25 protein-coding genes are annotated in these 21522 nt (G+C 52.0%); 13 read left to right on the top strand and 12 right to left on the bottom strand.

Translation table 11 applies throughout. The features are described from left to right. Positions 1–164: 164 nt before the first annotated feature. Positions 165–1790: an electron transfer flavoprotein-ubiquinone oxidoreductase gene (locus ACYZYZ_RS08800; RefSeq protein ID WP_461483998.1), complete on the bottom strand. Its 1626-nt coding sequence runs from the start codon at positions 1788–1790 to the stop codon at positions 165–167. A gap of 242 nt (positions 1791–2032) precedes the next feature. Here ACYZYZ_RS08800 and ACYZYZ_RS08795 point away from each other — a divergent pair, with 242 nt between their 5' ends. Together ACYZYZ_RS08795 and ACYZYZ_RS08790 are read left to right on the top strand one after the other, a co-directional pair. Next, positions 2033–2782, top strand: coding sequence for an electron transfer flavoprotein subunit beta/FixA family protein (locus ACYZYZ_RS08795; RefSeq protein WP_305171017.1), 750 nt, complete (start codon positions 2033–2035; stop codon positions 2780–2782). Continuing rightward, positions 2782–3711, top strand: coding sequence for an electron transfer flavoprotein subunit alpha/FixB family protein (locus ACYZYZ_RS08790; protein ID WP_305171016.1), 930 nt, complete (start codon positions 2782–2784; stop codon positions 3709–3711). The genes ACYZYZ_RS08795 and ACYZYZ_RS08790 overlap by 1 nt, the downstream gene beginning before the upstream one ends. Before the next feature lie 60 nt (positions 3712–3771). Here the strand turns inward: ACYZYZ_RS08790 and ACYZYZ_RS08785 are convergent, their stop codons facing one another. The 6 genes from ACYZYZ_RS08785 to ACYZYZ_RS08760 form a co-directional block, all read right to left on the bottom strand. Continuing rightward, positions 3772–4308, bottom strand: coding sequence for a DUF3106 domain-containing protein (locus ACYZYZ_RS08785; protein WP_305171015.1), 537 nt, complete (start codon positions 4306–4308; stop codon positions 3772–3774). 3 nt (positions 4309–4311) lie between these two features. Beyond that, entirely contained in the window at positions 4312–4641 is a 330-nt protein-coding gene (locus ACYZYZ_RS08780) for a hypothetical protein (protein WP_461483985.1), read from the bottom strand. Further along, entirely contained in the window at positions 4634–5242 is a 609-nt protein-coding gene (locus tag ACYZYZ_RS08775) for an RNA polymerase sigma factor (protein ID WP_461483984.1), read from the bottom strand. Before ACYZYZ_RS08775 ends, ACYZYZ_RS08780 begins: the two co-directional genes overlap by 8 nt. A gap of 17 nt (positions 5243–5259) precedes the next feature. Next, entirely contained in the window at positions 5260–5679 is a 420-nt protein-coding gene (locus tag ACYZYZ_RS08770; RefSeq protein ID WP_461483983.1) for a hypothetical protein, read from the bottom strand. Positions 5680–5749: 70 nt separating this feature from the next. Further along, entirely contained in the window at positions 5750–6565 is an 816-nt protein-coding gene (gene xthA / locus ACYZYZ_RS08765) for an exodeoxyribonuclease III (RefSeq protein WP_461483982.1), read from the bottom strand. A gap of 20 nt (positions 6566–6585) precedes the next feature. After that, positions 6586–8646 (bottom strand): carboxy terminal-processing peptidase, encoded by a 2061-nt coding sequence (locus ACYZYZ_RS08760; RefSeq protein WP_461483981.1) that lies wholly within the window; start codon positions 8644–8646, stop codon positions 6586–6588. A gap of 172 nt (positions 8647–8818) precedes the next feature. On the opposite strand from ACYZYZ_RS08760, the gene ACYZYZ_RS08755 reads away from it, so the two are divergent. The 8 genes from ACYZYZ_RS08755 to ACYZYZ_RS08720 all read left to right on the top strand — a co-directional run bounded on the left by ACYZYZ_RS08755 (position 8819) and on the right by ACYZYZ_RS08720 (position 15074). After that, positions 8819–9589, top strand: coding sequence for an SDR family oxidoreductase (locus ACYZYZ_RS08755; protein ID WP_461483980.1), 771 nt, complete (start codon positions 8819–8821; stop codon positions 9587–9589). After that, entirely contained in the window at positions 9586–10017 is a 432-nt protein-coding gene (gene folK / locus ACYZYZ_RS08750) for a 2-amino-4-hydroxy-6-hydroxymethyldihydropteridine diphosphokinase (protein WP_305171008.1), read from the top strand. Before ACYZYZ_RS08755 ends, folK begins: the two co-directional genes overlap by 4 nt. 114 nt (positions 10018–10131) lie before the next feature. Beyond that, positions 10132–11112: a malate dehydrogenase gene (locus ACYZYZ_RS08745; protein ID WP_305171007.1), complete on the top strand. Its 981-nt coding sequence runs from the start codon at positions 10132–10134 to the stop codon at positions 11110–11112. A gap of 117 nt (positions 11113–11229) precedes the next feature. Next, the gene (locus ACYZYZ_RS08740) at positions 11230–11742 is read left to right on the top strand and encodes a DUF2244 domain-containing protein (RefSeq protein WP_305171006.1); all 513 of its coding nucleotides are present in this window, start codon (positions 11230–11232) and stop codon (positions 11740–11742) included. 51 nt (positions 11743–11793) lie between these two features. After that, positions 11794–12267, top strand: a complete 474-nt coding sequence (gene bcp / locus ACYZYZ_RS08735; RefSeq protein ID WP_461483979.1) for a thioredoxin-dependent thiol peroxidase — start codon at positions 11794–11796, stop codon at positions 12265–12267. 65 nt (positions 12268–12332) lie between these two features. Continuing rightward, a complete protein-coding gene (gene yajC / locus ACYZYZ_RS08730; RefSeq protein ID WP_305171004.1) occupies positions 12333–12665 on the top strand; it encodes a preprotein translocase subunit YajC in 333 nt (110 codons plus the stop codon). Between the two features lie 30 nt (positions 12666–12695). Then, positions 12696–13706: a 1-aminocyclopropane-1-carboxylate deaminase/D-cysteine desulfhydrase gene (locus tag ACYZYZ_RS08725; protein WP_439651672.1), complete on the top strand. Its 1011-nt coding sequence runs from the start codon at positions 12696–12698 to the stop codon at positions 13704–13706. Between the two features lie 36 nt (positions 13707–13742). Continuing rightward, the gene (locus ACYZYZ_RS08720; protein WP_305171046.1) at positions 13743–15074 is read left to right on the top strand and encodes an alanine/glycine:cation symporter family protein; all 1332 of its coding nucleotides are present in this window, start codon (positions 13743–13745) and stop codon (positions 15072–15074) included. On the opposite strand, the gene ACYZYZ_RS08715 is transcribed toward ACYZYZ_RS08720, so the two are convergent. Beyond that, on the bottom strand, positions 15071–15925 hold the full coding sequence (locus ACYZYZ_RS08715; RefSeq protein ID WP_461483978.1) for a fructosamine kinase family protein: 855 nt from the start codon (positions 15923–15925) through the stop codon (positions 15071–15073). The genes ACYZYZ_RS08720 and ACYZYZ_RS08715 overlap by 4 nt on opposite strands. A gap of 55 nt (positions 15926–15980) precedes the next feature. Here ACYZYZ_RS08715 and ACYZYZ_RS08710 point away from each other — a divergent pair, with 55 nt between their 5' ends. Next, positions 15981–16922 (top strand): 5'-nucleotidase, encoded by a 942-nt coding sequence (locus tag ACYZYZ_RS08710; RefSeq protein ID WP_305171001.1) that lies wholly within the window; start codon positions 15981–15983, stop codon positions 16920–16922. Here ACYZYZ_RS08710 and ACYZYZ_RS08705 read toward each other — a convergent pair. Continuing rightward, on the bottom strand, positions 16919–17707 hold the full coding sequence (locus tag ACYZYZ_RS08705; RefSeq protein WP_305171000.1) for a sulfite exporter TauE/SafE family protein: 789 nt from the start codon (positions 17705–17707) through the stop codon (positions 16919–16921). The genes ACYZYZ_RS08710 and ACYZYZ_RS08705 overlap by 4 nt on opposite strands. 116 nt (positions 17708–17823) lie before the next feature. On the opposite strand from ACYZYZ_RS08705, the gene cysB reads away from it, so the two are divergent. Continuing rightward, the gene (cysB, locus tag ACYZYZ_RS08700) at positions 17824–18798 is read left to right on the top strand and encodes an HTH-type transcriptional regulator CysB (RefSeq protein WP_461483977.1); all 975 of its coding nucleotides are present in this window, start codon (positions 17824–17826) and stop codon (positions 18796–18798) included. A 45-nt stretch (positions 18799–18843) separates the two neighbouring features. Here the strand turns inward: cysB and ACYZYZ_RS08695 are convergent, their stop codons facing one another. Together ACYZYZ_RS08695 and ACYZYZ_RS08690 are read right to left on the bottom strand one after the other, a co-directional pair. Further along, complete coding sequence (locus ACYZYZ_RS08695; protein WP_305170998.1) at positions 18844–19179, bottom strand: hypothetical protein; 336 nt, start codon at positions 19177–19179, stop codon at positions 18844–18846. A gap of 12 nt (positions 19180–19191) precedes the next feature. Beyond that, positions 19192–19923 carry a phosphoadenylyl-sulfate reductase gene (locus tag ACYZYZ_RS08690; protein WP_461483976.1) on the bottom strand — a complete coding sequence of 244 codons (732 nt, stop codon included), beginning with the start codon at positions 19921–19923 and terminating at the stop codon, positions 19192–19194. Between the two features lie 209 nt (positions 19924–20132). Here ACYZYZ_RS08690 and thrH point away from each other — a divergent pair, with 209 nt between their 5' ends. Beyond that, the gene (thrH, locus tag ACYZYZ_RS08685) at positions 20133–20750 is read left to right on the top strand and encodes a bifunctional phosphoserine phosphatase/homoserine phosphotransferase ThrH (RefSeq protein WP_305170996.1); all 618 of its coding nucleotides are present in this window, start codon (positions 20133–20135) and stop codon (positions 20748–20750) included. A gap of 22 nt (positions 20751–20772) precedes the next feature. Here thrH and pabB read toward each other — a convergent pair. Beyond that, positions 20773–21522, bottom strand: a 750-nt coding sequence (gene pabB / locus ACYZYZ_RS08680) for an aminodeoxychorismate synthase component I (RefSeq protein WP_461483975.1), incomplete at its 5' end; no start/stop codon positions are given.

Raw genomic sequence — 21522 nt, 5'->3', positions numbered from 1 at the left:
CCCGTAACCAACTACGCGCCGGGTTCTTTTTCAACGCCTGGCCATCTTGGCCATTCTCTATTTATTCCTGATAGACGTTTGTCCTAGTGGAACAAACGTCTGTATCTGTACGTCCGAAAAATCCAATAATATAGATTAGATAAAGTGGTTAATTTATTGTTTTATCACATATTTGGATAGTTTGGACCACCAGAGCCTTCCGGTGTTACCCAGGTGATATTCTGACTCGGGTCCTTGATGTCACAGGTTTTACAGTGCACACAATTCTGGGCATTGATCTGAAAACGGGGACCGCCATTGCTGTCTTCTACGACTTCATACACCCCGGCAGGGCAGTAGCGCTGTGCGGGCTCATCGTAGAGGGGCAGGTTGTGGCTGATGGGAATATCTGCATTCTTCAACTTGAGGTGGCAGGGTTGTGCTTCCTCGTGGTTGGTGTTGGAAAGAAAGACAGAGGACAACTTGTCAAAACTCAACTTGTTGTCCGGTTTTGGATAAACGATTTTCTTGGCATCGCGAGCCGGAATCATTTTGCTGTGATCTGGCACTGGATCGGTGAGGGTCCAGGGTAGTTTGCCGTTGAAAATATTGATATCAATAAAGGCATAGGCTGAGCCCAGAATATTGCCCCATTTGTGCTGGGCGGGCCCAAAGTTGCGCTGTTGATAGAGTTCCTTGTACGCCCAGCTGTCCTTGTAGCTGGTGGTGTATTCTGTCAGCTCGTCACCAGCACGATCGGCCGCAATGGCAGCGGCAGTCACTTCTGCAGCAACCATGCCGGATTTCATGGCACAGTGAATGCCCTTGATCTTGGCAAAGTTGAGTGTGCCAGCGTTGTCGCCAATCAACAGACCGCCAGCAAAGGTCATTTTAGGTTGAGATTGCAGGCCACCCTTGACGAGTGCCCGGGCTCCATAGGCAATACGCTCGCCACCTTCCAGGTACTGCCTGATGACAGGGTGGTGCTTATAACGCTGAAATTCATCGAATGGACTGACATGGGGGTTTGAGTAGGAGAGGTCAGTAATTAACCCCAATGCCACCTGGTTATCTTCCAGGTGATAGAGGAACCCGCCACCTGAAGAGTCGCTTTCATTCAGGGGCCAGCCTGCAGAATGAACCACTAAGCCCAAATGGTGGTTTTCCGGGGGAACCCGCCAGAGCTCCTTGATCCCAATACCATAGTGCTGTGGCTGCTGTGCCTCGCGGTCCAGTTCGAAGTGTTCGATGAGCTGTTTGCCCAGATGTCCCCGGCAGCCTTCCGCAAAAAAGGTGTATTTACCACGCAGCTCCATGCCAGGCATGTAGGCGTCTTTGTGTTCGCCGTTGACATCCACGCCCATATCCCCGGTGATCATCCCCGCCACAGAGCCGTTTTCGGCATACAGCACTTCAGCCGCCGCGAAACCTGGAAAGACTTCAACCCCCAGATTCTCGGCCTGCTCAGCCAGCCAGCGGCACAGGTTACCCAGGCTGATAATGTAATTGCCGTGGTTGTGCATGGTTTTCGGCGCAAACAGGGATGGTACTTTTATGCCCTTGTTTTCAGAAAACACATAAATGTTATCTGTACTGACTGCTGTAGTAACTGGTGCGCCCAGTTCTTGCCAGTTGGGAAAGAGTTCGTCGAGAGCGCGGGGCTCTAGTACCGCACCGGAAAGGATATGTGCACCCACTTCGGAGCCTTTTTCCACGACGACGACAGACAGATCCTGGTTGATCTGCTTGAGTCTGCAGGCGGCTGCTAGGCCTGCCGGACCGGCACCAATGATGACTACATCGTAATCCATATATTCACGTTCCACCGATGTCTCCTTGGGCTACTTGGATTGGCTGGAAGGCTCTGATTTTGAGAAGCGTGAATTTTAGCTGGTCTGACCTTTCGGTGCCACGGGGAATTAGGACCAGATGGTCAGTACTGATGGGTCAGCCTTGGTAAACACAAAACCCCCGGTTTGCCTTGATTTGGCACCATTGGAGCGGCATTATTACGCCCCTTCAAAGCTAACCGACCATTTTCAAAGGGTATTTCATGAAAGTACTTGTCGCTGTCAAACGCGTTGTGGACTACAACGTCAAGGTACGGCCAAAAGCCGATGGCGCCGGTGTTGACCTCAACAACGTCAAAATGTCTATTAATCCTTTCTGTGAGATTGCTGTGGAAGAGGCGGTCAGGTTGAAAGAGAAAGGTGATGTAACTGAAATCGTCGCTGTCTCTATTGGCCCCCAGCAGGCCCAGGAACAGTTGCGAACGGCCTTAGCATTGGGTGCTGACCGGGCCATTCTTATTCAGTCGGACGCTGATCTGGAGCCGTTGGCAGTAGCCAAGTGCCTGAAAGTGGTTTGTGAGCAGGAGTCTCCCGACCTGGTATTAATGGGTAAACAGTCCATTGACGGCGACAACAACCAGACTGGACAAATGCTAGGTGCTCTGACGGGTTATCCTCAGGGAACCTTCGCGTCCCAACTAACCCTGAGTGCTGGCAAGGCAGAAGTCACACGTGAGATTGATGGTGGTCTTCAGACTCTGGGGCTGTCGCTGCCCGCGATTGTCACCACGGATCTGAGACTGAATGAACCCCGCTATGCCTCGCTGCCGAACATTATGAAAGCGAAAAAGAAGCCATTAGATACCACTACGCCGGAGGCTTTGGGTGTTGATACTGCTCCCCGGGTCACACTGCTTAACGTGGAAGCTCCAGCTCAACGTGCAGCCGGTATCAAGGTTGCCAGTGTGGATGAATTGCTCGACAAACTGAAAAATGAAGCGAAGGTGATCTGATGGGTATTCTGATTATTGCCGAACACGATAACAGCCAGTTGAAACCGGCGACGTTGAACACCCTGAGCGCCGCACAGGCCATAGGCGGTGATATTGCTGTTCTGGTTGCCGGGCACGGTTGTGACGGCGTGGCGGAACAGGCATCAAAACTGGCTGGTGTCAGCAAGGTATTTCTGGCGAGTAATGAAGCTTATGGGCATCAACTGGCGGAAAATGTTGCCCCGTTAGTGGCCGAGCTCGCAGGTGATTACAGCCATGTGCTGGCGCCGGCATCGACGACAGGTAAAAACCTTGTTCCGCGGGTTGCAGCATTGCTGGATGTGCAAAGTATTTCCGATATTAGTGCTGTGGTCAGTCCCGACACCTTCAAGCGCCCGATTTATGCGGGTAATGTGATTGCTACGGTTCAAAGCAGTGACAGTATCAAGGTGCTGACCGTTCGTTCCACGGCGTTTGATCCGGCTTCTGCGGAAGGCGGTAATGCATCTATTGAAACTGTGGGCAGCGTTCATGATGCCGCCAACTCGAGTTTTGTTGGTGAAGAACTGGCCGTATCAGAGCGTCCTGAACTTACTTCCGCTCGCGTGGTGATTTCCGGTGGTCGCGGGATGGGTAGCAGTGAAGGTTTCCATGTTCTGGAAGAGTTGGCTGATAAGTTGGGCGCAGCTGTTGGTGCCTCCCGAGCGGCAGTGGACGCGGGATTTGTTCCCAACGATATGCAGGTTGGTCAAACCGGCAAAATCGTCGCTCCTGATCTGTACATTGCCGTAGGTATTTCCGGAGCGATCCAGCATCTTGCCGGTATGAAAGACAGCAAGGTCATTGTGGCGATCAACAAGGACGAAGAAGCCCCGATATTTCAGGTGGCTGATTATGGTCTGGTTGCTGATCTGTTCGAGGCCCTGCCTGAACTGAATAGCAAGCTCTGAGATCAGGGCGTAAAAAAACCGGCCAGATGGCCGGTTTTTTTATGTCTGTTAACAGCGGGACTACTGATAGTTTCGATTGCGCTCGTCATTCTCCATCCTGCGATGGTATTCCTTGCGCTGCTCCGGACTCATATTGCGCCATTTTTCGCGGATTTCCTCCCGGCGCTCGGGGGGGAGATTACGAAACTTTTCTCTTGCCCGTTCGATACGTTCCTGCTCTTCAGGGGGCAGTGCTTTAAAAGCTTTGCGGCGCTCACGGATTTTTTCCTGCTCCTCCGGAGAGAGTGCTTCAAAACGCCGCTTGCGATCTTTATCTTGCCAGCTTTTGTCTTTTGAGTTTTTGTCCTTCCAGTGCTTATCGGTGCCTTGTTTGTTTTTGCGGTACTCCCCGTTATCAGCGATCACAGCGTGGGGAACATGACGCGCCTCCCAAGGGGGTTGCGTGTTATGGCGGGCCCCCGCTGGGTCAGCACGCTGCGACCAGGAATTGCCGACAGGCTGTTGACTGGCCAGTAGTGCTGGAGAAAACAGCATTGTCAGCATTAGCATGACAGTACTGCCGATGCGAAAAGTAACTTTGCTGTTGATCAATTTCATAGATTAACCTTGTAAATTGCTGTCTTCCCGGGCCAGCCAGTAATAAAAATCCATGTCCTCGTAAAGATCCATACTTTCACCCAGTAGAACTTCTTCCTGTCCGCCACTGGTGTTTGTCCGTTCCATCATGTCCGGTGACATAATCAGAACCACGGCAAGAATCGATGCCAGTGCCATGCCGGTGGCAGGTACAAAAAAGCGGGGTACCCGTTGTTTGTTTCTGGCGCTGAGCGCGGCCGTGCGGGCGCTGGCAAGTTCCTGGATTGTCTGGTCGTCGATATCTCGCTCTGAACGACGCAGAACCTGCTGCATTTGTCTTTCAAAGTCATTCATACCAATGATCTCCCAGTAGTTCTCTCAGGCGATGTATAGCCCTGGAATAGTGCGTTTTAACGCTGCCTTCACTGCATTTTATAGCGATTGCAGTTTCTGCTGTATCCAGGCCTTCCCAACAACGCAGCATAAAGGCCTGCTTTTGACGTTCGGGTAGTGATGTAAGCGCGTCTTGCAACTTCACCATCTGCCTATCCTGCTCATGCTGATGGTGAGGCGCCTGGTGGTCCGGGCCAGGTACCAAATCCAGGGGGTCAGTATCATCTTCCGAGCCATCTTCCCGGTTGCGAAATCGGGAAAGCCAGCCTTTAAAACGTCCCTGGATATTCCTTTTTCTCTGCAGGTCGGTCACCTTGTTTTGCAAAATTCGGTAGAACAGGGGACGCCACTGTTCTTCTGCCCTGTCAGCATAGCTGATCACGAGTTGTGCCATGGCTTCCTGAACCACGTCCAGTGCATCCTCTCTATTGCCCAGGGATGCCATGGCTATAGCGTATGCCCTACGCTCAATGGACAACAGGAAAGTTTCCAGGGGTTCTCGTGTCAGAACAGTACTCCTTTCACTGTTGGTTTTGAGACTGCCACAGGGATTCTGCAACACAGCTGTCTGCCATTCAATCAATGGTGGCCATGGAGTATTTCCGTCAGCAGTATGGTTCCGCCGATGATGGCCAGGTATTCACCAGTGCGACTGTCATAGTAATGGTTGTGGTTATGATGAGCCCGCGAACCGGGGTGGTAGCCACATCGATAGTGCTTGTAATGGTGTTTTACCTCGTGACGATACCGGTCACTGTAGCTGAAGCGATGGTAATAGCGATCATCATAACGGCGTTTGTCATAATGCTTGTCTCTTCGATAGTCATCGCGATGCTCATTGCGACGATCGTTACGATGCTCTCGGCGTTCATGGCGGTGTTCATAGCGGTGGTGATCAGAGGAAAACAGTTTGCCTCTGTCGTAGTCCCTCGCCAGAGCAGGTGCAGCCCCCAAGGCCAGAGAGGTTGTCAAAAGACCAATAATAGCGAGTTTTTTCATGGGTATTCCCTCATTCGCGTGTAACCCTAAAAACGGATCAGATCGTCATTGGTTGACAGCGATAAGGAAATTAATTGTCAGTGGTTAACCAGATGGGGCAGTGGTCAGAGGGTTTATCCATGCCGCGGATGTGGTAATCGATGCCGACATCGGTGGTTCGGGACAACAGAGAGGCTGATACCAACATAAGGTCGATACGCAAGCCGCGTTTATCGGCCTGTTCAAAACCTCGACTGCGGTAGTCAAACCAACTGTAAAGTGGTGGCTGGTTGCCGGGGTGTAAATGATCAAAGCTGTCTTTCAAACCCCAGTGTTTGAATTGTTCCAGCCATTCCCGCTCTTCCGGTAGAAAACAGCACTTTCCTGTGCGCAACCAGCGTTTGCGGTTGTTGTCACCAATGCCGATATCTGTATCCAGGGGAGCGACATTCATGTCACCCATGACAACAATTTGTTCTTCGGGATGATGATGTTTTCTGAGGTGCTCGAAAAGGTCTGCATAAAATTGGCGTTTGGCCGGAAATTTAGTCGGGTGATCGCGGCTTTCTCCCTGGGGAAAATAGCCGTTATACACATGCAGCGGTTGCCCCTGATATTCGAAGCATCCATAAATCAGTCGTTTCTGACTGTCTTCACCATCATGGGGAAAACCTGCCATCGAATGTTTCAGGGGCATTCGGTAGAGTAGTGCGACGCCATAGTGACCTTTCTGGCCATGAAAAATGGCTTCATATCCCAGAGCATTGATGTCCTCAATGGGGAACAGGTCATCCGCCACCTTGGTTTCCTGAAGACCAATGATGTCCGGTTGGTGTTCCTCGGTTAACGCCTGCAGTTGGTGCAGGCGAGAACGGAGGCCATTGACGTTGAAAGAGACGATTTTCACGGCAGTTGGCTGACTGCTGATCAGGGCTGGTTGGCCAGCAGTGACTTGGGTGCTAGCAGGCTCAGGTAATCCGCCAGAATATTGCCTGTTTCATAGAGTAATGGGTCGCGTTCTGACAGGTCCCGTGTGTCGTCATCCTCAGGGCTGCGGGATTCCCGCCATTCCTCAATGGTGGCGTAGGGTTCCAGTCCTTTCGACTGTCGGCGCTGATTTTCAATGGTCAGTAGGGTGGTATCGTACTTGGCCATTTCGTCCCGGCGCACGGATTCATTGAGTGAAATGCTGTTTTCCTTACGACGCTCCCGGAGCAAAGACAATTCCTGGTTCAGATAGACAAGGTCGGGGTCCTTTGATTGACGATAGACGTGGCGCTCCTTCAGTGCTTCCAGGGGGATATCCGTGAAGTTATAGCGGCGGTGGGGGACGGCATTAATCTGGTCCCAGGGCAGCGCATTTTCGTCGGCGCTTTCACCGACTTTTTCAGTATCGAAGTAGGAGGGCAGTTCTATATCCGGTACAACGCCCAAGTGCTGAGTGCTGTTGCCGGAAACCCGGTAGAATTTGGATTCGGTCAGCTTCAGTTGGCCCTGGCGAACCGGTAATTGGACCTGTACCGTGCCTTTGCCGAAGCTCTGGCCACCGATCACCAGTCCGCGCTGATAATCCTGAATTGCGCCAGCAAAAATTTCCGATGCCGAGGCACTGAGACGGTTAATCAACACCACGAGAGGACCGCGGTAATAGGCGTCGGCATGTGAACGATGGTTGCGGGAAATCATCTGGTTGGAATAGCGCACCTGAACGACCGGACCTGGGTCGATAAACAGGTCAGTTAACGTGGTGGCCTCCTGTAGGAAACCACCGCCGTTGTTGCGCAAATCGAGAATAATACCATCGACTTTCTGTTCATCAAGTTCGCCCAAGAGGCGCATTACATCCCGTGTGCTGCTTTTAAAGTTGGGGTCACGGTTGTAGTAGGCTTCAATGTCCAGATAGAAGGTGGGCACGGTGATAACGCCAAGCTTGTAGTTGCCCACATCAGTGTTGACTTCGATGATTTCGGAGTTGGCTGCCTGCTCCTCAAGCTGAATTTTGTCTCTGATAATGGCAATTTCCCGGTTTGTTCCGGCGGACTCGCCGGTGGCGGGGATAATTTCCAGGCGTACGGTACTGTCTTTCGGACCGCGTATCAGGTCGACCACGTCATCGAGGCGCCAGCCGATGACATCGGTAATTTCCTCCTGATCCTGTCCAACGCCGACAATAACATCACCGGCCTGCAGAATACCCTGTTTGTCAGCTGGTCCGCCGGGCACCACTCTGACTACTTTGGTATTTTCATCTTCAAATTGCAGAACTGCTCCGATACCGGTTAGTGACAGGGACATGGCAATGCGGAAGTTTTCCATGGAGCGGGGTGACATGTAAGTCGTGTGGGGATCGTACAAGGCGGCGAGCGAGTTCATGAACACTTGGAATGTATCTTCGTTATCGCGCTGCGACAGCTGCTTGCTGAGATTGCTGTAACGCTTGATCAACAGATCCCGGGCTGCCTGGGACTCCTTGTCGCTCAGGATCAATCTCAGATAGGCTTCTTTTAGGCGTTTCCGCCAGAGTTCGTCAGCTTCTGCCATGGTCTTGGGCCAGGGCAGCTCATCAAGGTCTATGGATAATTGCTCGTCCTGATTAAGGTCAAACTGGTAGTCGCTCTCAAGCAGGTCGATATTGGCCTGTAGGCGCTCGGTGGCCCGCTTGATGTAACGATTAAAAATAACAAAGCCGGCAGTCAGGTCTCCGCGTTTCAGCATGTCATCGAGTTCTGTTTCCCAGCGCTGGAATTCGTTGATATCAGTCTGCAGCAGGTAGCTTTTTGCCGGGTCCAGGTTGTCGATGTATTTGTAGAGGAACTGTTTTGATAGTTCATCGTTCAGGTCCTGCTTGCGGTAGTGTTTGTTGATGAGTTCATCGACAATTTCAACAGCTGTTTCCGGCTGCTCAGTGTCAAATTGCACCTCTGCTGACACCAGCAAGGCAAAGATAGAAAAGGACAGGCAGGCAATAACGCGTGGGATATAGGACATTAGGGGGACAACTTCTCGTCACTCATATGGAAATCGCAGTGTAGCAAAAATCTCCTTTATTAGACCTCGGCAGTACTGAAATGTTTTGCGCTATGACACATTTTGCTCCAATGCCTGGCTTGCAGTCGGTGTTTCAGAATGAAATGATGGCACCCAAAATCGGAGTCGCAACATGATAGAGATTGATCAGAGACCGGCAGCCTTGGTCACTGGCGCCGCCACAAGGCTTGGGCTGGCCTTTGCCCGAGCTCTGGCTATGCAGGGCTTTGATATCGCCTTGCATTACCACCACTCAAAGTCCGAGGCTGAGGCGGCCATTGACGAGATAACCGCCCTTGGTGTGCACTGTCAGGGATTTCAATGCGACCTGGCCGGTGAAGGGGTAAATACTCTTGTTGACGAGGTGGTGGAGCGTTTTCCGGCACTTCAGCTCTTAATTAACTGCGCCTCAGCATATACAGCAGCCAAGATAGCCGAGACCACGCCTGCACTGTTGAAACAGCAGTTCGAGGTCAACTTTTTCGCCCCGTTTTTGTTGTCTGGTCGTTTTGCCTCAGTGGTTCAGCGAGGGGCCATAATCAATATCATTGATAATAAGATTGCCTTTCAACAGAACAATTACGCAGCTTATCTGCTCTCGAAAAAAGCCCTAGCGGAGTTAACGACACTGTCAGCGGCGGAGTTTGCCCCTAATATTCGTGTGAATGGCATTGCCCCGGGGGTTGTTCTACCGGGAAGCAATCGCACGGAAGATTACATTGCCTGGCGTGTCCAGGGGATTCCTGCGGGTCGCCAGGGTCATGTGTCAGAGCTGGTAGCCGCCATGAATTACCTCCTGCAAAACGAGTTTGTCACCGGCCAGGTACTTTACGTCGATGGAGGAGAAAGCATTAACCAGCGTGGACTCAATGCAGAAGACTACGTACCGGGGAGTGGGTCGTGACAGAAGCTTTAGAGTCTCTGCACCAGGCCATCATTTCAGGGGGGTCGAATATTGATCCACATGAACACCTACGTCAGGCCCGTGAAATTCTGGCAGAGGAAACCCGGCTTCTGGCAAGTGCAGATGTCATTGAAACTGCGCCGGTAGGCTTCCAGTACCAGCCTGATTTTCTCAATACGGCCTACCTAGTGGAAACGGCAATGGACCGGGAGTCATTTAATTGTTACCTGAAGTCGGTTGAAGACCGTCTGGGGCGGGTGAGGGGGGCAATTAAGTCAGGTCCTCGGACTATCGATCTGGACCTGGTTGCCTGGGATGGAGAGCTTTTGACCACTGATTACTACCAGTACGAATACGTCTCTGTGCCGGTCAACCAGATCGTCCAGAATGCCGGTCTGGCGCTTTATTCACCAGACGACCAGGTGTAACCAATTGGTATTCACCAGCCGGATGCCCACAATCTGATTCAGCGAGTGAAATTTTCTAGCTTTTCCTTATAATGGCCGACCCATCTAGTTAACAACTTGTCTTGGAGACCTATCGTGAAAGCACCTGTACGTGTAGCCGTTACCGGCGCCGCTGGCCAAATCAGCTATTCCCTGTTGTTCCGCATTGCCGCTGGTCAAATGCTCGGCGAAGATCAGCCGGTTATCCTGCAATTGCTGGAAATCACTCCTGCTCTTGGTGCACTGGAAGGTGTGGCAATGGAACTGGATGATTGTGCATTCCCACTGCTGGCGGGCATTGTTCAAACGGATGATCCCAATGTGGCGTTCAAAGATGCCGATTACGCACTGCTGGTAGGTGCACGTCCACGTGGTCCCGGCATGGAGCGTAAAGATCTGCTGGAAGCCAACGCCGCGATCTTCTCCGTTCAGGGTAAGGCAATTAACGATAACGCTTCCCCAGACATTAAAGTATTGGTGGTCGGTAACCCTGCCAACACCAATGCCCTGATTGCTCAGCGTAATGCGCCGAACATCAACCCCCGTCAGTTCACTGCCATGACCCGTCTGGACCACAATCGTGCCATGACTCAACTGGCTCAGAAGACTGGTACTACCATCAATGATGTCAAGAAAATGACCATTTGGGGTAACCACTCCTCAACCCAGTACCCCGATCTGCACCACGCTACGGTCAATGGCAAAACCGCTATCGATATGGTTGATCAGGCTTGGTACGAAGGCACCTATATCCCCGAAGTACAACAACGTGGCGCGGCTATCATTAAAGCTCGCGGTGCTTCCTCTGCGGCTTCTGCTGCCAATGCGGCTATTGCTCATATGCGCAGCTGGGCTCTCGGTACTGCCGAAGGCGATTGGGTCAGCATGGGCGTATACAGCGACGGCAGCTACGGCATTGCTGAAGGCTTGATCTACTCCTATCCCTGTGTTTGCAAAAATGGCGACTGGGAAATTGTTCAAGGACTTGAAGTGAATGACTTCTCTCGCGACAGAATGGCCGCTACTGAACAAGAGCTGGCTGAAGAGCGCGATGCAGTGAGCCACCTGCTTCCCTAAGGGATTCTATTCCTGTTAGAAAAAGGCGCCCATCGGGCGCCTTTTTTGTTTTTATCAACATCATTTAGGTAGTGCTCCGGAGTTATCAAATGGTCTAAACTGCAAACAGGTAAAGCCATGGTTACTCTACATACTCTGACAAACCACGCCCTGCAATTGGTGCTGACGCCTAACCGTTCGATGGACTGGAACGGTAATCTCTTGGTTTTGCTCGGAGCTTCCTCAATCCTGTTGGTAACGGCCGCAATTTTTGCCCTAAAGGGTGCATGGCTGGTGTTGCCATTTGCCGGGCTGGAAATTGCTGCGCTGGCCGCCGCCATGCATCTGACCCTGCGTAAACTGGATTGCCAGGAAGTCCTGACCCTGGAAAATGGTGTTTTGAAACTGGAGAGGGGCAAAAAAACCCCCGATCTATATCTTCATTTCCCGGAACAGTCCATCCGTATTCTTGTGGATCGCCCATCCCGCCCTATGAGTCTGCCAGACATTGACCTGGTGGCCCTGGGCCATTGCTACCACCTGGGTTCCTTTCTCAGTCGATCAGATCGTTTTCGCTTGGCGGGAGTGCTGAAAAACAAGATGCACCTGCAGGTCTCTAGTCACGACCCATATCTTCGCACCAGCTTCTGATTTTTTGCTAAAGTTCACCCCTGCTAATTCATTGATCACAAGGAGACCCCCATGGCATTTCCGGAAGTGGGCAAAGCCGCACCTAAGTTCAGCTTGCAAAACCAGCGTGGTGAAACTATCAAGTTGAGTGATTTCAAAGGTAAAAACGTGGTGCTGTACTTTTACCCCAAGGCGATGACGCCCGGTTGCACCGTTCAGGCGTGCGGTATCAGGGATTCTAAAAAAGCATTCGCTGATCTGGATACGGTTGTTCTCGGTGTGAGCCCTGATCCTTTTCCGCGGCTGGCTCGCTTTGAAGATAAGCAGGATCTTAATTTTGATCTTCTCTCTGATGAAGATCATGCCATCACCGAAGCCTATGGCTGTTGGGGGCTGAAAAAATTTATGGGCCGCGAGTTCATGGGAGTATTACGCACCACCTTTGTGATTGATAAAAAGGGCAAAATCGCGCTGGTGATGGATAAAGTGAAGACGAAAACCCATCATGACGACGTCCTTGGCTGGATTAAAGAAAATCTGGTTTGAGTAACCGCGGTGATCGCGCTAAAGTCGCCCCTTTCCTGAATAACACACAAAATTGAGGTAATTGAATGTCTCTTGATTTGTCCCAGGTCATTATGGCCGCACCAGCGCCAGCCGGCGAACCCAACCCCATTGTGACGCTGCTGATGTTCGGCGGGTTGTTTATCTTTATGTATTTCCTGATTATCCGTCCCCAGCGCAAACGCCAGAAGGAACATCAAGAACTGACCAAATCACTGAGCAAGGGTGATGAGGTCGTGATGAACAGCGGCATGCTAGGGAAAATCAGTAAGCTCGACGACGATTACCTGGTGTTGGTTGCCGGGAATAACGTTGAACTGAAATTCCAGCGGGCTGCAGTTCACGCTGTATTGCCCAAAGGCACGATCAAAGAGATCTGATGAGAATAGGCCGCTGATGCGGCCTTTCTTTTGCCTATGATTTCCTATCCCCAAAGGCTGGAACTCGCTCAGACACCAACGCCATTGCAGCTACTATCCCGACTGTCTGCAGAAGTTGGTACCCGCATTTGGATCAAGCGGGATGATATGACGGGCTGTGCCATCAGTGGCAACAAGGTTCGAAAACTGGAATTCACCCTGGCACAGGCCCTTTCAGAGGGTGCCGATACCATCATTACCTGTGGTGGATTACAGTCCAATCATTGTCGTGCTACGGCAATTCTGGGTGCCCAGCTTGGGCTTAAAGTCCATCTGATTCTCCGTGGTGAGACACCGGAGGAGTTAGACGGCAACCTGCTGCTGGACAGCCTGGCGGGTGCGCAGATTACTGTCTACCCACTTTCCGAATATCAACAGCTGTCAACGCTGTTTGACCACTGGGTGGAGCACTATCGTCGAGAGGGACGCCAGGCCTTTGCCATACCCACAGGAGCCAGTGACGGCATTGGTGCGTGGGGATATATCCACTGTGTTGAGGAAATGTCAGCACAGTTCAAAGCGCGGGGGATAACACCGGAGGCCATCGTCTGCGCCTCTGGTTCCGGCGGTACCCAAGCCGGTTTGACCCTGGGCTGTTCACTGCACAACCTCGATGTGCCGGTAGTGGGTTTTGCCGTCTGTGATGATGAAGCCTATTTTCAGCAAAAAATTCGTGAAGATATAACAGACTGGACGCTGCGTTATCGGCAGACATTGAACGTGGATGCACTGTCTGTGCATGTGAATGATCAATATATTGGTCCAGGTTACGGTCGGGCAACAGAAGAAGTGTTTGCTACCATTCGCCGTGTAGCTGCTCTAGAGGGCATTATTCTCGACCCGGTATACAGCGGCAAGGCCTTTTACGGGATGTTAAAGGAACTTGAGAGGGGTAGTTTCCCTTCCGACAGTGATCTGGTGTTTATCCATACCGGCGGGCTGTTTGGGTTGTTTCCGCAACGGCAGCAGCTGGGTTTGTCCCTGCCCGTGCGGGATCAATAATAAGATAACTGAGAGCAGAGCCGAGTTAATGCCATGATGCTACAGAACATCGTCAATACGATTAACGGATTTGTATGGGGGCCGGTCATGCTGGTTCTGATTCTTGGCACCGGCCTCTATCTGACCATCGGCCTACGTGGCTTGAGTATCCGTAAAATCGGTTACGGTTTTCGACAGCTTTTCATTGGGCGACGGGGTAGTGGTGAGGGCGATATCAGTCCCTTTAACGCCTTGATGACGTCACTATCCGCGACGGTGGGCACCGGTAATATTGTGGGTGTCGCGACGGCAGTGGGTATTGGCGGCCCCGGTGCGCTGTTCTGGATGTGGTGTACGGCGTTGGTGGGTATGGCCACGAAATACAGTGAGGCAGTGCTGGCAGTTCACTACCGTGAAACCGATGAGCGTGGCCGGAAAGTGGGTGGCCCTATGTATTACATCCGCAATGGCCTGGGCCCGCGGTGGGCCTGGCTTGCCTTGTGTTTCGCCCTGTTCGGCACCCTGGCTGGGTTCGGCATCGGCAATACTGTCCAGGCCAATTCCGTGGCGGATGCACTGCGCACCAGCTTTAATGTGCCGGAATGGCTATCCGGGATATTGATGGCGGTGTTGGTGGGATTGGTGCTGCTTGGCGGCATCCGCCGCATTGCCAGTGTGGCGGGTAAGCTGGTGCCATTTATGGCGTTACTGTATCTGGTTGTCACCCTGAGTATTCTGGCAATAAATATCGGTGCTATTCCTGAGGCGTTATTGCTTGTTGTTAAGAGCGCGTTTTCCCCGGTGGCAGCGGGCGGTGGCTTTGCCGGCGCCACTATCATGCTGGCGCTGCGTATGGGTGTGGCGAGAGGCATTTTTTCCAATGAGGCCGGGCTCGGCAGCGCCCCCATCGCCCATGCGGCGGCGGAAATTGACAACCCGGTGAGACAGGGCACTATCGCCATGCTCGGCACGTTCATCGATACCCTGGTGATTTGTACGCTGACAGGACTGGTGCTCATAACCACGGGGGCCTGGAATAGTGGTGAGCAGGGTGCAGCACTGACCAATCTGGCATTCAATTCGGTACTGCCATTTGGCGATCACGTGGTATCGCTGTGCCTGGCCCTGTTTGCTTTTACCACAATTCTTGGCTGGAGCTACTACGGGGAACGCTGCGCTGAATACCTGTTCGGGGTCAAAGTGATAGTGCCATTCCGGGTGTTGTGGGTAATTGCGGTCTATGTAGGCGCCACGCTCAAGCTGGGCCTGGTGTGGAGTATTGCTGATACCCTCAATGGCATGATGGCGATACCGAACTTGGTCGGGTTGTTGCTGCTCAGCCCAGTCATCTTTTCTTTAACCCGCGAGTATTTTTCCGAAAGGCGCTAGCGATATCGGTTGATGATGTTATTCACCCGGGAATAATAGCCACGGCCAAACAGGTTGAGGTGGTTGAGCAGGTGATAGAGGTTGTAGATACCGGAGCGCTCTTGCCAACCCGGCTCAAGTGGGTTGATTTCCAGGTAGGCTTGGTAAAAACGCTTATCAAACCCTCCAAACAGCAGTGTCATGGCGATTTCCGCTTCAGCCCAGCCGTAGTAACAGGCCGGATCAAGGAGCACGGGTTGCTGGAACTCATCGCATAGCTGGTTGCCAGGCCAGAGATCGCCGTGGAGCAGGGAAGGTGGTTGAAGCGGGACCAGCTCGGGCAGTCGGCTGCTGATTCGTTCGATCAGGTCTACATCCCCAATATTCAGCAGCCCCCTCTCTAAGGCCAGTTCAGCCTGGTAGTTGAGGCGCTGAGTGGCGAAAAAGTGATAGCCATTTTTATCCCTTGGGTTAGGCTGCGGTGTTGCTCCGCAGTAGTTATTTTGCACAAAGCCAAAGTATTCGGATGTATGGGTATGTAATTGCGCCAGTTGGTGGCCGAAGTTTATCCAGTAGTGATCTGTTGGTTTCGCTTCCGTGATCAGTTCCAGTATCAGGTAATTGTCGGTCTCCGCAATGATAGTTGGTGTTCTAATACAGGCTGCTGTCGCAATTCTCCTCAGCCCCGTTGCTTCAGCGTTGAACATATCAGGGGGAAGGTTTTCCCCAAACTTGAGGAAATAGCTTTGGCCTGCATCGGTTCTTATTGTGAAGGTTGTGGCAATATCACCACCGGAAACCGGGCTTGCCCGCTTAATGGTTGCATTTAACTGGGACTCCATTTGCTGTTTGAGCTTTGCAGGTATTGCCATTAAATTAACCAGGTAAAGAGATGCCGTATTCCGCCGCCGTGTTGAGGTCAGAGTAGTGTCAAAAAACTTTGGTGACAAACTGGTGATCGCGATTTCATCGCGGGCACTGTTTAACCTGGATGAAAGTCACCAGGTATACGAGCAAGAAGGGCTGGAAGCCTATTCCCGCTACCAGGTGGAACATGAAGATGAACTGCTGGAACCGGGTGAAGCTTTTCCTCTGGTAAAAAAACTGTTGCGCATTAACGAAAAGCTCGAGGGTGAGCCCCGTGTGGAAGTGATCCTGTTGTCACGCAATTCTGCGGATACTGGGTTAAGGGTATTTAATTCCATCGAGCATCACGGACTCAATATTACCCGCGCCGCTTTCTGTGGTGGTGAAAGTCCATACCGCTATGTGTCCGCTTTTGGTTGCCACCTGTTTCTGTCCACCAATGCCGAGGATGTCTGTAACGCACTGGACAATGGCGTGGCGGCAGCAACTCTGATTTCTTCAGGCTCAAGGGATCGCAAGGATGATGAGTTGCGCTTTGCTTTTGACGGCGATGCGGTTCTGTTTTCTGACGAATCCGAACGGGTGTTCAAGGAGGGAGGGCTGGCGGCCTTTACTCAGAGCGAGAAGGCATCGGCCAAGCAGCCCATGAGCGGAGGCCCGTTTAAAAACTTTTTGCAAGCGCTGCATGCCCTACAGGCAGAGTTTCCACCTCGAACCTGCCCCATACGCACGGCATTGGTAACAGCCCGCTCTGCGCCTGCCCACGAGCGCGTCGTCAGAACCCTGCGAGCCTGGGATATTCGTATCGATGAATCCCTGTTTCTCGGGGGGTTGGATAAGGGTTCTTTTCTTAAGTCCTACGGCGCCGATGTGTTTTTCGACGACCAACAGGCCCACTGCGAATCGGCTAAAAGTCATGTGGCAACTGGCCATGTTCCCCATGGCATTGCCAATCCTCGTGCCAACCCTCATTCCAACCCGGACGGTGAATCGTCGTCCTAAAATAGACTGAACTTGATTCCAAGCCCGAATAACAGAAAGGCGAGAATGGACTGCAGGACACCACTTGGCAGCCTAGCGGCGAGTTTTGTACCGACGTGAATGGCGGGCAGAGAACCAATGAGCAGTGAGCCGAGCAGCACCAAGTCCACGTTCCCAAGGATGATGAGGTGGCTTAACCCGGCGATGAGGGTCAGAGGAACCGCGTGAGCAATATCGGTCCCTACAATATGAAGGGCGGGAAGGCGCGGGAACAGGATCATTAACAGGGCAGCACAGAATGCACCGGCACCCACGGATGACAGGGTCACAAACACACCGAGGAATATTCCGGCGACAAAAGTGACTTTGGTTGCATGTACCTGAAAGAAAGTACCGACGGCGCCATGTGGCCGATCGGAGGTGTCACGCAACATCCGTTTGCACAGAATAACCGCAGCAGTGATGATCAACATCACACCGAGGCTGGTGGTGAGAATTTCCTTGTACTCGTCAGCATCGGTGAACACTGAGCTCAGTAGTTGCGCTGTGATCAGCGAAGCTGGGATGCTGCCTGCTGCGAGGAACCCAACCAGCCGCCATTGCACACTCTTCTGTTTGGCGTGGGCGACAACCCCTCCAGCTTTCGTCACTGCGGCATAGAGTAGATCTGTTCCGATGGCAATGTTGTAGGGAATACCGAGCAATATCAGAAGTGGCGTCATGAGCGAACCGCCGCCCACGCCCGTCAGTCCCACGATCAGTCCGACAAATGCCCCCGACAGGATATATAGAAAAAAATCCAGCAAAATCCAATGGTTCCGTGTACCCCAAATTTGGCTGGCAACTCTAGCAATTTAAATCTATTCTTCAAAGGAATAGTTTCTTATATTTTTAGACCATTGCAGTCTAGTTGGGTGGGACCATGAAATTACAGCAATTGCGCTATATCTGGGAAGTAGCTCATCATGAATTGAATGTCTCCGCCACCGCGCAAAGCCTTTACACCTCGCAACCGGGAATCAGCAAACAGATACGTCTGTTGGAAGATGAGCTGGGTGTGGAAATCTTCTCCCGTAGCGGCAAGCACCTGACACGGGTAACACCCGCAGGTGAGGAAATACTGAATGTTGCCGGTGATATCCTGCGCAAGGTTGAAAGCATCAAGCAACTGGCACAGGAACATAACGACCCTAAACGTGGCAGTCTGTCCATTGCCACCACCCATACACAGGCGCGCTATGCGCTGCCGTCCGTGATTGAATCGTTTATTAATAAGTACCCCGATGTCTCCCTGCATATGCACCAGGGGACACCCATGCAGATTTCAGAGCAGGCCGCAGACGGCGCAGTGGATTTTGCTATTGCCACGGAAGCTCTGGAGCTATTTCACGACCTGCTGATGATGCCCTGTTACCGGTGGAATCGCTGTATTCTGGTGCCCCGGGATCATCCCTTGGCACAAAATTCCAAGCTCACGCTGGAAGATGTAGCTACCTATCCACTGGTGACCTACGTCTTCGGGTTTACCGGTCGTTCCCGGCTGGATGAGGCGTTTAACGATCGTGGCCTGGTACCCCGCGTGGTGTTTACGGCTACAGATGCAGATGTCATTAAAACCTATGTTCGTCTGGGGCTGGGCATCGGCATTGTGGCGCATATGGCCTATGACGAAGCCAAAGACACTGATCTGGTGGCTCTGGATGCAACGCACCTGTTTAAATCCAGCGTGACTAGTATTGGTTTCCGACGGGGCACTTATCTGCGTGGTTACATGTATGACTTTATCGAGTTGTTTGCACCTCACCTGACCCGGGACCGAATTGATGAGGCCTGTGGCATTCACGCCAAGGATGATTTTGAGAAGTTTTTCAGTACGGTCGAGTTACCTGAGTTGTAACTGACAAGTGAGGAGGGTGTAATGCCCTCCTGTTGAAGCGTGTTTTCAGATAAAATCCAAATCCGGATTATCGTTAAGAATTTCCTTCAACTCGTCTTTTTCCTGGGTTTTCTGATTTAGAACTTCTTTGACGAACTTGAAATAGACGGTATGAATCTCAGCGGGCTGACCGTCGCGCTCCACCACAAAGAAAGGCGCACGTTCCACCTGGTAGAGTGAGGCCAGCTCCATGCCGGGGGAAGAGGGGTCGCGTTCATCGGCAATCAAAACCTCGTCAATAAAGGCCATCTGGCCGGCAGCTTCCATCTTCTGCTGCACTTCCTCGCATTTCTTGCAGAGGCTGCCATCCTGTTTGATCTTTTTGACGAGGGTGATTTTCATCGATAACTCCGCTTATTGCTTGATGTTAACCGCGTGCAGGCCACACTCTTTTTGTGTGGCTTCTTCCCACCACCAGCGGCCTTCGCGTTCATGCTGACCAGGGCCGGTGGGACGAGTGCAAGGTTCACAGCCGATACTGACATAGCCCTGATCGTGCAGCTCGTTGTAGGGTACATTGTTGCTGCGGATATATTCCCACACCTGCTGGGATGACCAGTTGGCCAAAGGATTGAATTTGGTAAGACTGTCGTCCGGGCGCGCAAAGGCCTTGTCATCCTGAATGGCAGGAATGGAGGTGCGTGTGCCAGGACTTTGATCGCGACGCTGTCCGGTAATCCAGGCATCAACGGTTAGTAGTTTGCGTCGCAGGGGACCAATTTTGCGGATGCTACAGCATTCCTTGTGGTCATCCTTGTAGAAGCTGAAGAGACCCTTTTCCCGCACCAGCTGGTTGACTGCATTTGAGTCGGGGAAAACCACATCGATCTCAATGCCGTAATGCTCGCGTACTTTCTCGATAAAACGGTAGGTTTCGGCGTGTAGACGTCCTGTATCAAGTGAAAATACCTGCACTTTGTCCGGATTGATCTTGTGCGCCATGTCGATCAATACCACGTCTTCAGCACCGCTGAATGAGATAGCGATGTTGTCGAATGTGTCCAGGGCGTACTCGATAATTTCCTCGGGAGATTTTTGAGAGAGTTCGCTGTCAAGATCGACAGTATTTAAACGGTTTTCTGCCATGGGTTTTGCTCGTTGTTCTCTAAATTTAAAGGGTTCAACAGTTGAGGCCGCGCATAATAGCAAAGCCTTAACTAAAGGAAAAATAATCAGAAAATATAATCTACATCCATCCGGCTATTAGCCCGCTGTGGTATCAGTCTGTTGCGCCAATGCCCTGAAATGGTTAGAGTGGCGCGGCTTTTCTAGGCCTGATAAATGAGGATAGTACTGTGGAAATCGCATGTTTAGACCTTGAGGGTGTTCTGATTCCTGAGATCTGGATTGCCTTTGCGGAAAAAACGGGTATTGAAGCCCTGAAACGGACCACTCGTGATGAACCGGATTACGACGTCTTGATGCGCTATCGGTTGGATATCCTCGAAAAAAATGGTCTTGGCCTGAACGAGATACAGGAAGTGATTGCTACGCTTTCTCCCCTGGATGGCGCCCGGGACTTTGTCGACTGGTTGCGGGAGCGATTTCAGGTAGTGATTCTGTCCGACACCTTCTATGAGTTTGCCCAACCCTTGATGCGTCAGTTGGGGTTCCCGACATTGCTATGCCACAAGTTGGAAACCGATGGCAATGGCCGGGTGACTAACTACAGGCTTCGCCAGGCAAACCCCAAGCGCCAGGCTATCGTGGGTTTCAAAAGTATGTATTACCGCACCATTGCTGCGGGTGATTCCTATAACGACACTACCATGCTGGCGGAAGCGGATGCCGGCATCCTGTTTCATGCACCACAGAATGTCATTGATGAATTTCCGCAGTTTCCCGCTGTACACACATTTGAAGATTTGAAAAAAGAGTTTATTAAAGCCAGTCAGCGCGATTTGACCCTATAACCTCCCAGGCGGTGGCTAATCGTTAGTCACCGTTGCTTTGAATAAGGATGCGGATTTTGTCCAGGGTTTCCTGAAACTCGTTTTCGGCGACCGAATCCGCAACAATACCGCCACCACCCCAGCAGTGGAGCGTTTCCGCATCGGCCAGCAGTGTGCGAATAGCGATGTTGGTGTCCATTCTTCCCGTAGCACTGATATAACCAATACTGCCGCAGTACAGTGATCGTCGGCAGGACTCGAGTTCTTCAATGATTTCCATGGCGCGCTTTTTGGGTGCTCCAGTAATGGAACCTCCAGGAAAACAACCGCGCAGCAGGGTTAAGGGGCTTTCGCCTCCCCGAAGTTTGCCGGTGACCGTGCTGACCAGGTGGTGAACATTGGGAAAACTTTCCAGCCCAAACAGCTTGGGCACCCGTATGGAGCCCGGTTCGCAGGTTTTGCCGAGATCATTTCTCAACAGGTCGACAATCATCAGGTTCTCGGCGCGCTCTTTCAGATCGCTTCCAAGCTGATTCATAAGCTCCTGATCTCTTGCCACGTCCACGGAGCGACTCCGAGTGCCTTTGATAGGTGAGGACACTATTCGAGAGCCGTGGGCCGATACGAACAGCTCGGGGGAAATCGAAGCATAGGTTCGATCTGGAAGCCTGATGAAGCTTGCATAGGGGGCCGGGTGCTCTCGCCTCAGCCTTAGGAAGAAACTTAGGGGGTCCCCTGTGAACTCCCCGCGCAGCTTGGTTGTTAGACAGAGCTGGTAGACATCTCCGGCTGC

Origin of the sequence: Porticoccus sp. (genome assembly GCA_023261185.1) — a bacterium.
GTDB lineage: Bacteria > Pseudomonadota > Gammaproteobacteria > Pseudomonadales > Porticoccaceae > Porticoccus > Porticoccus litoralis.
Note: the sequence above shows the minus strand (reverse complement) of the source record. Positions and strands in the feature narration are given on the sequence as shown.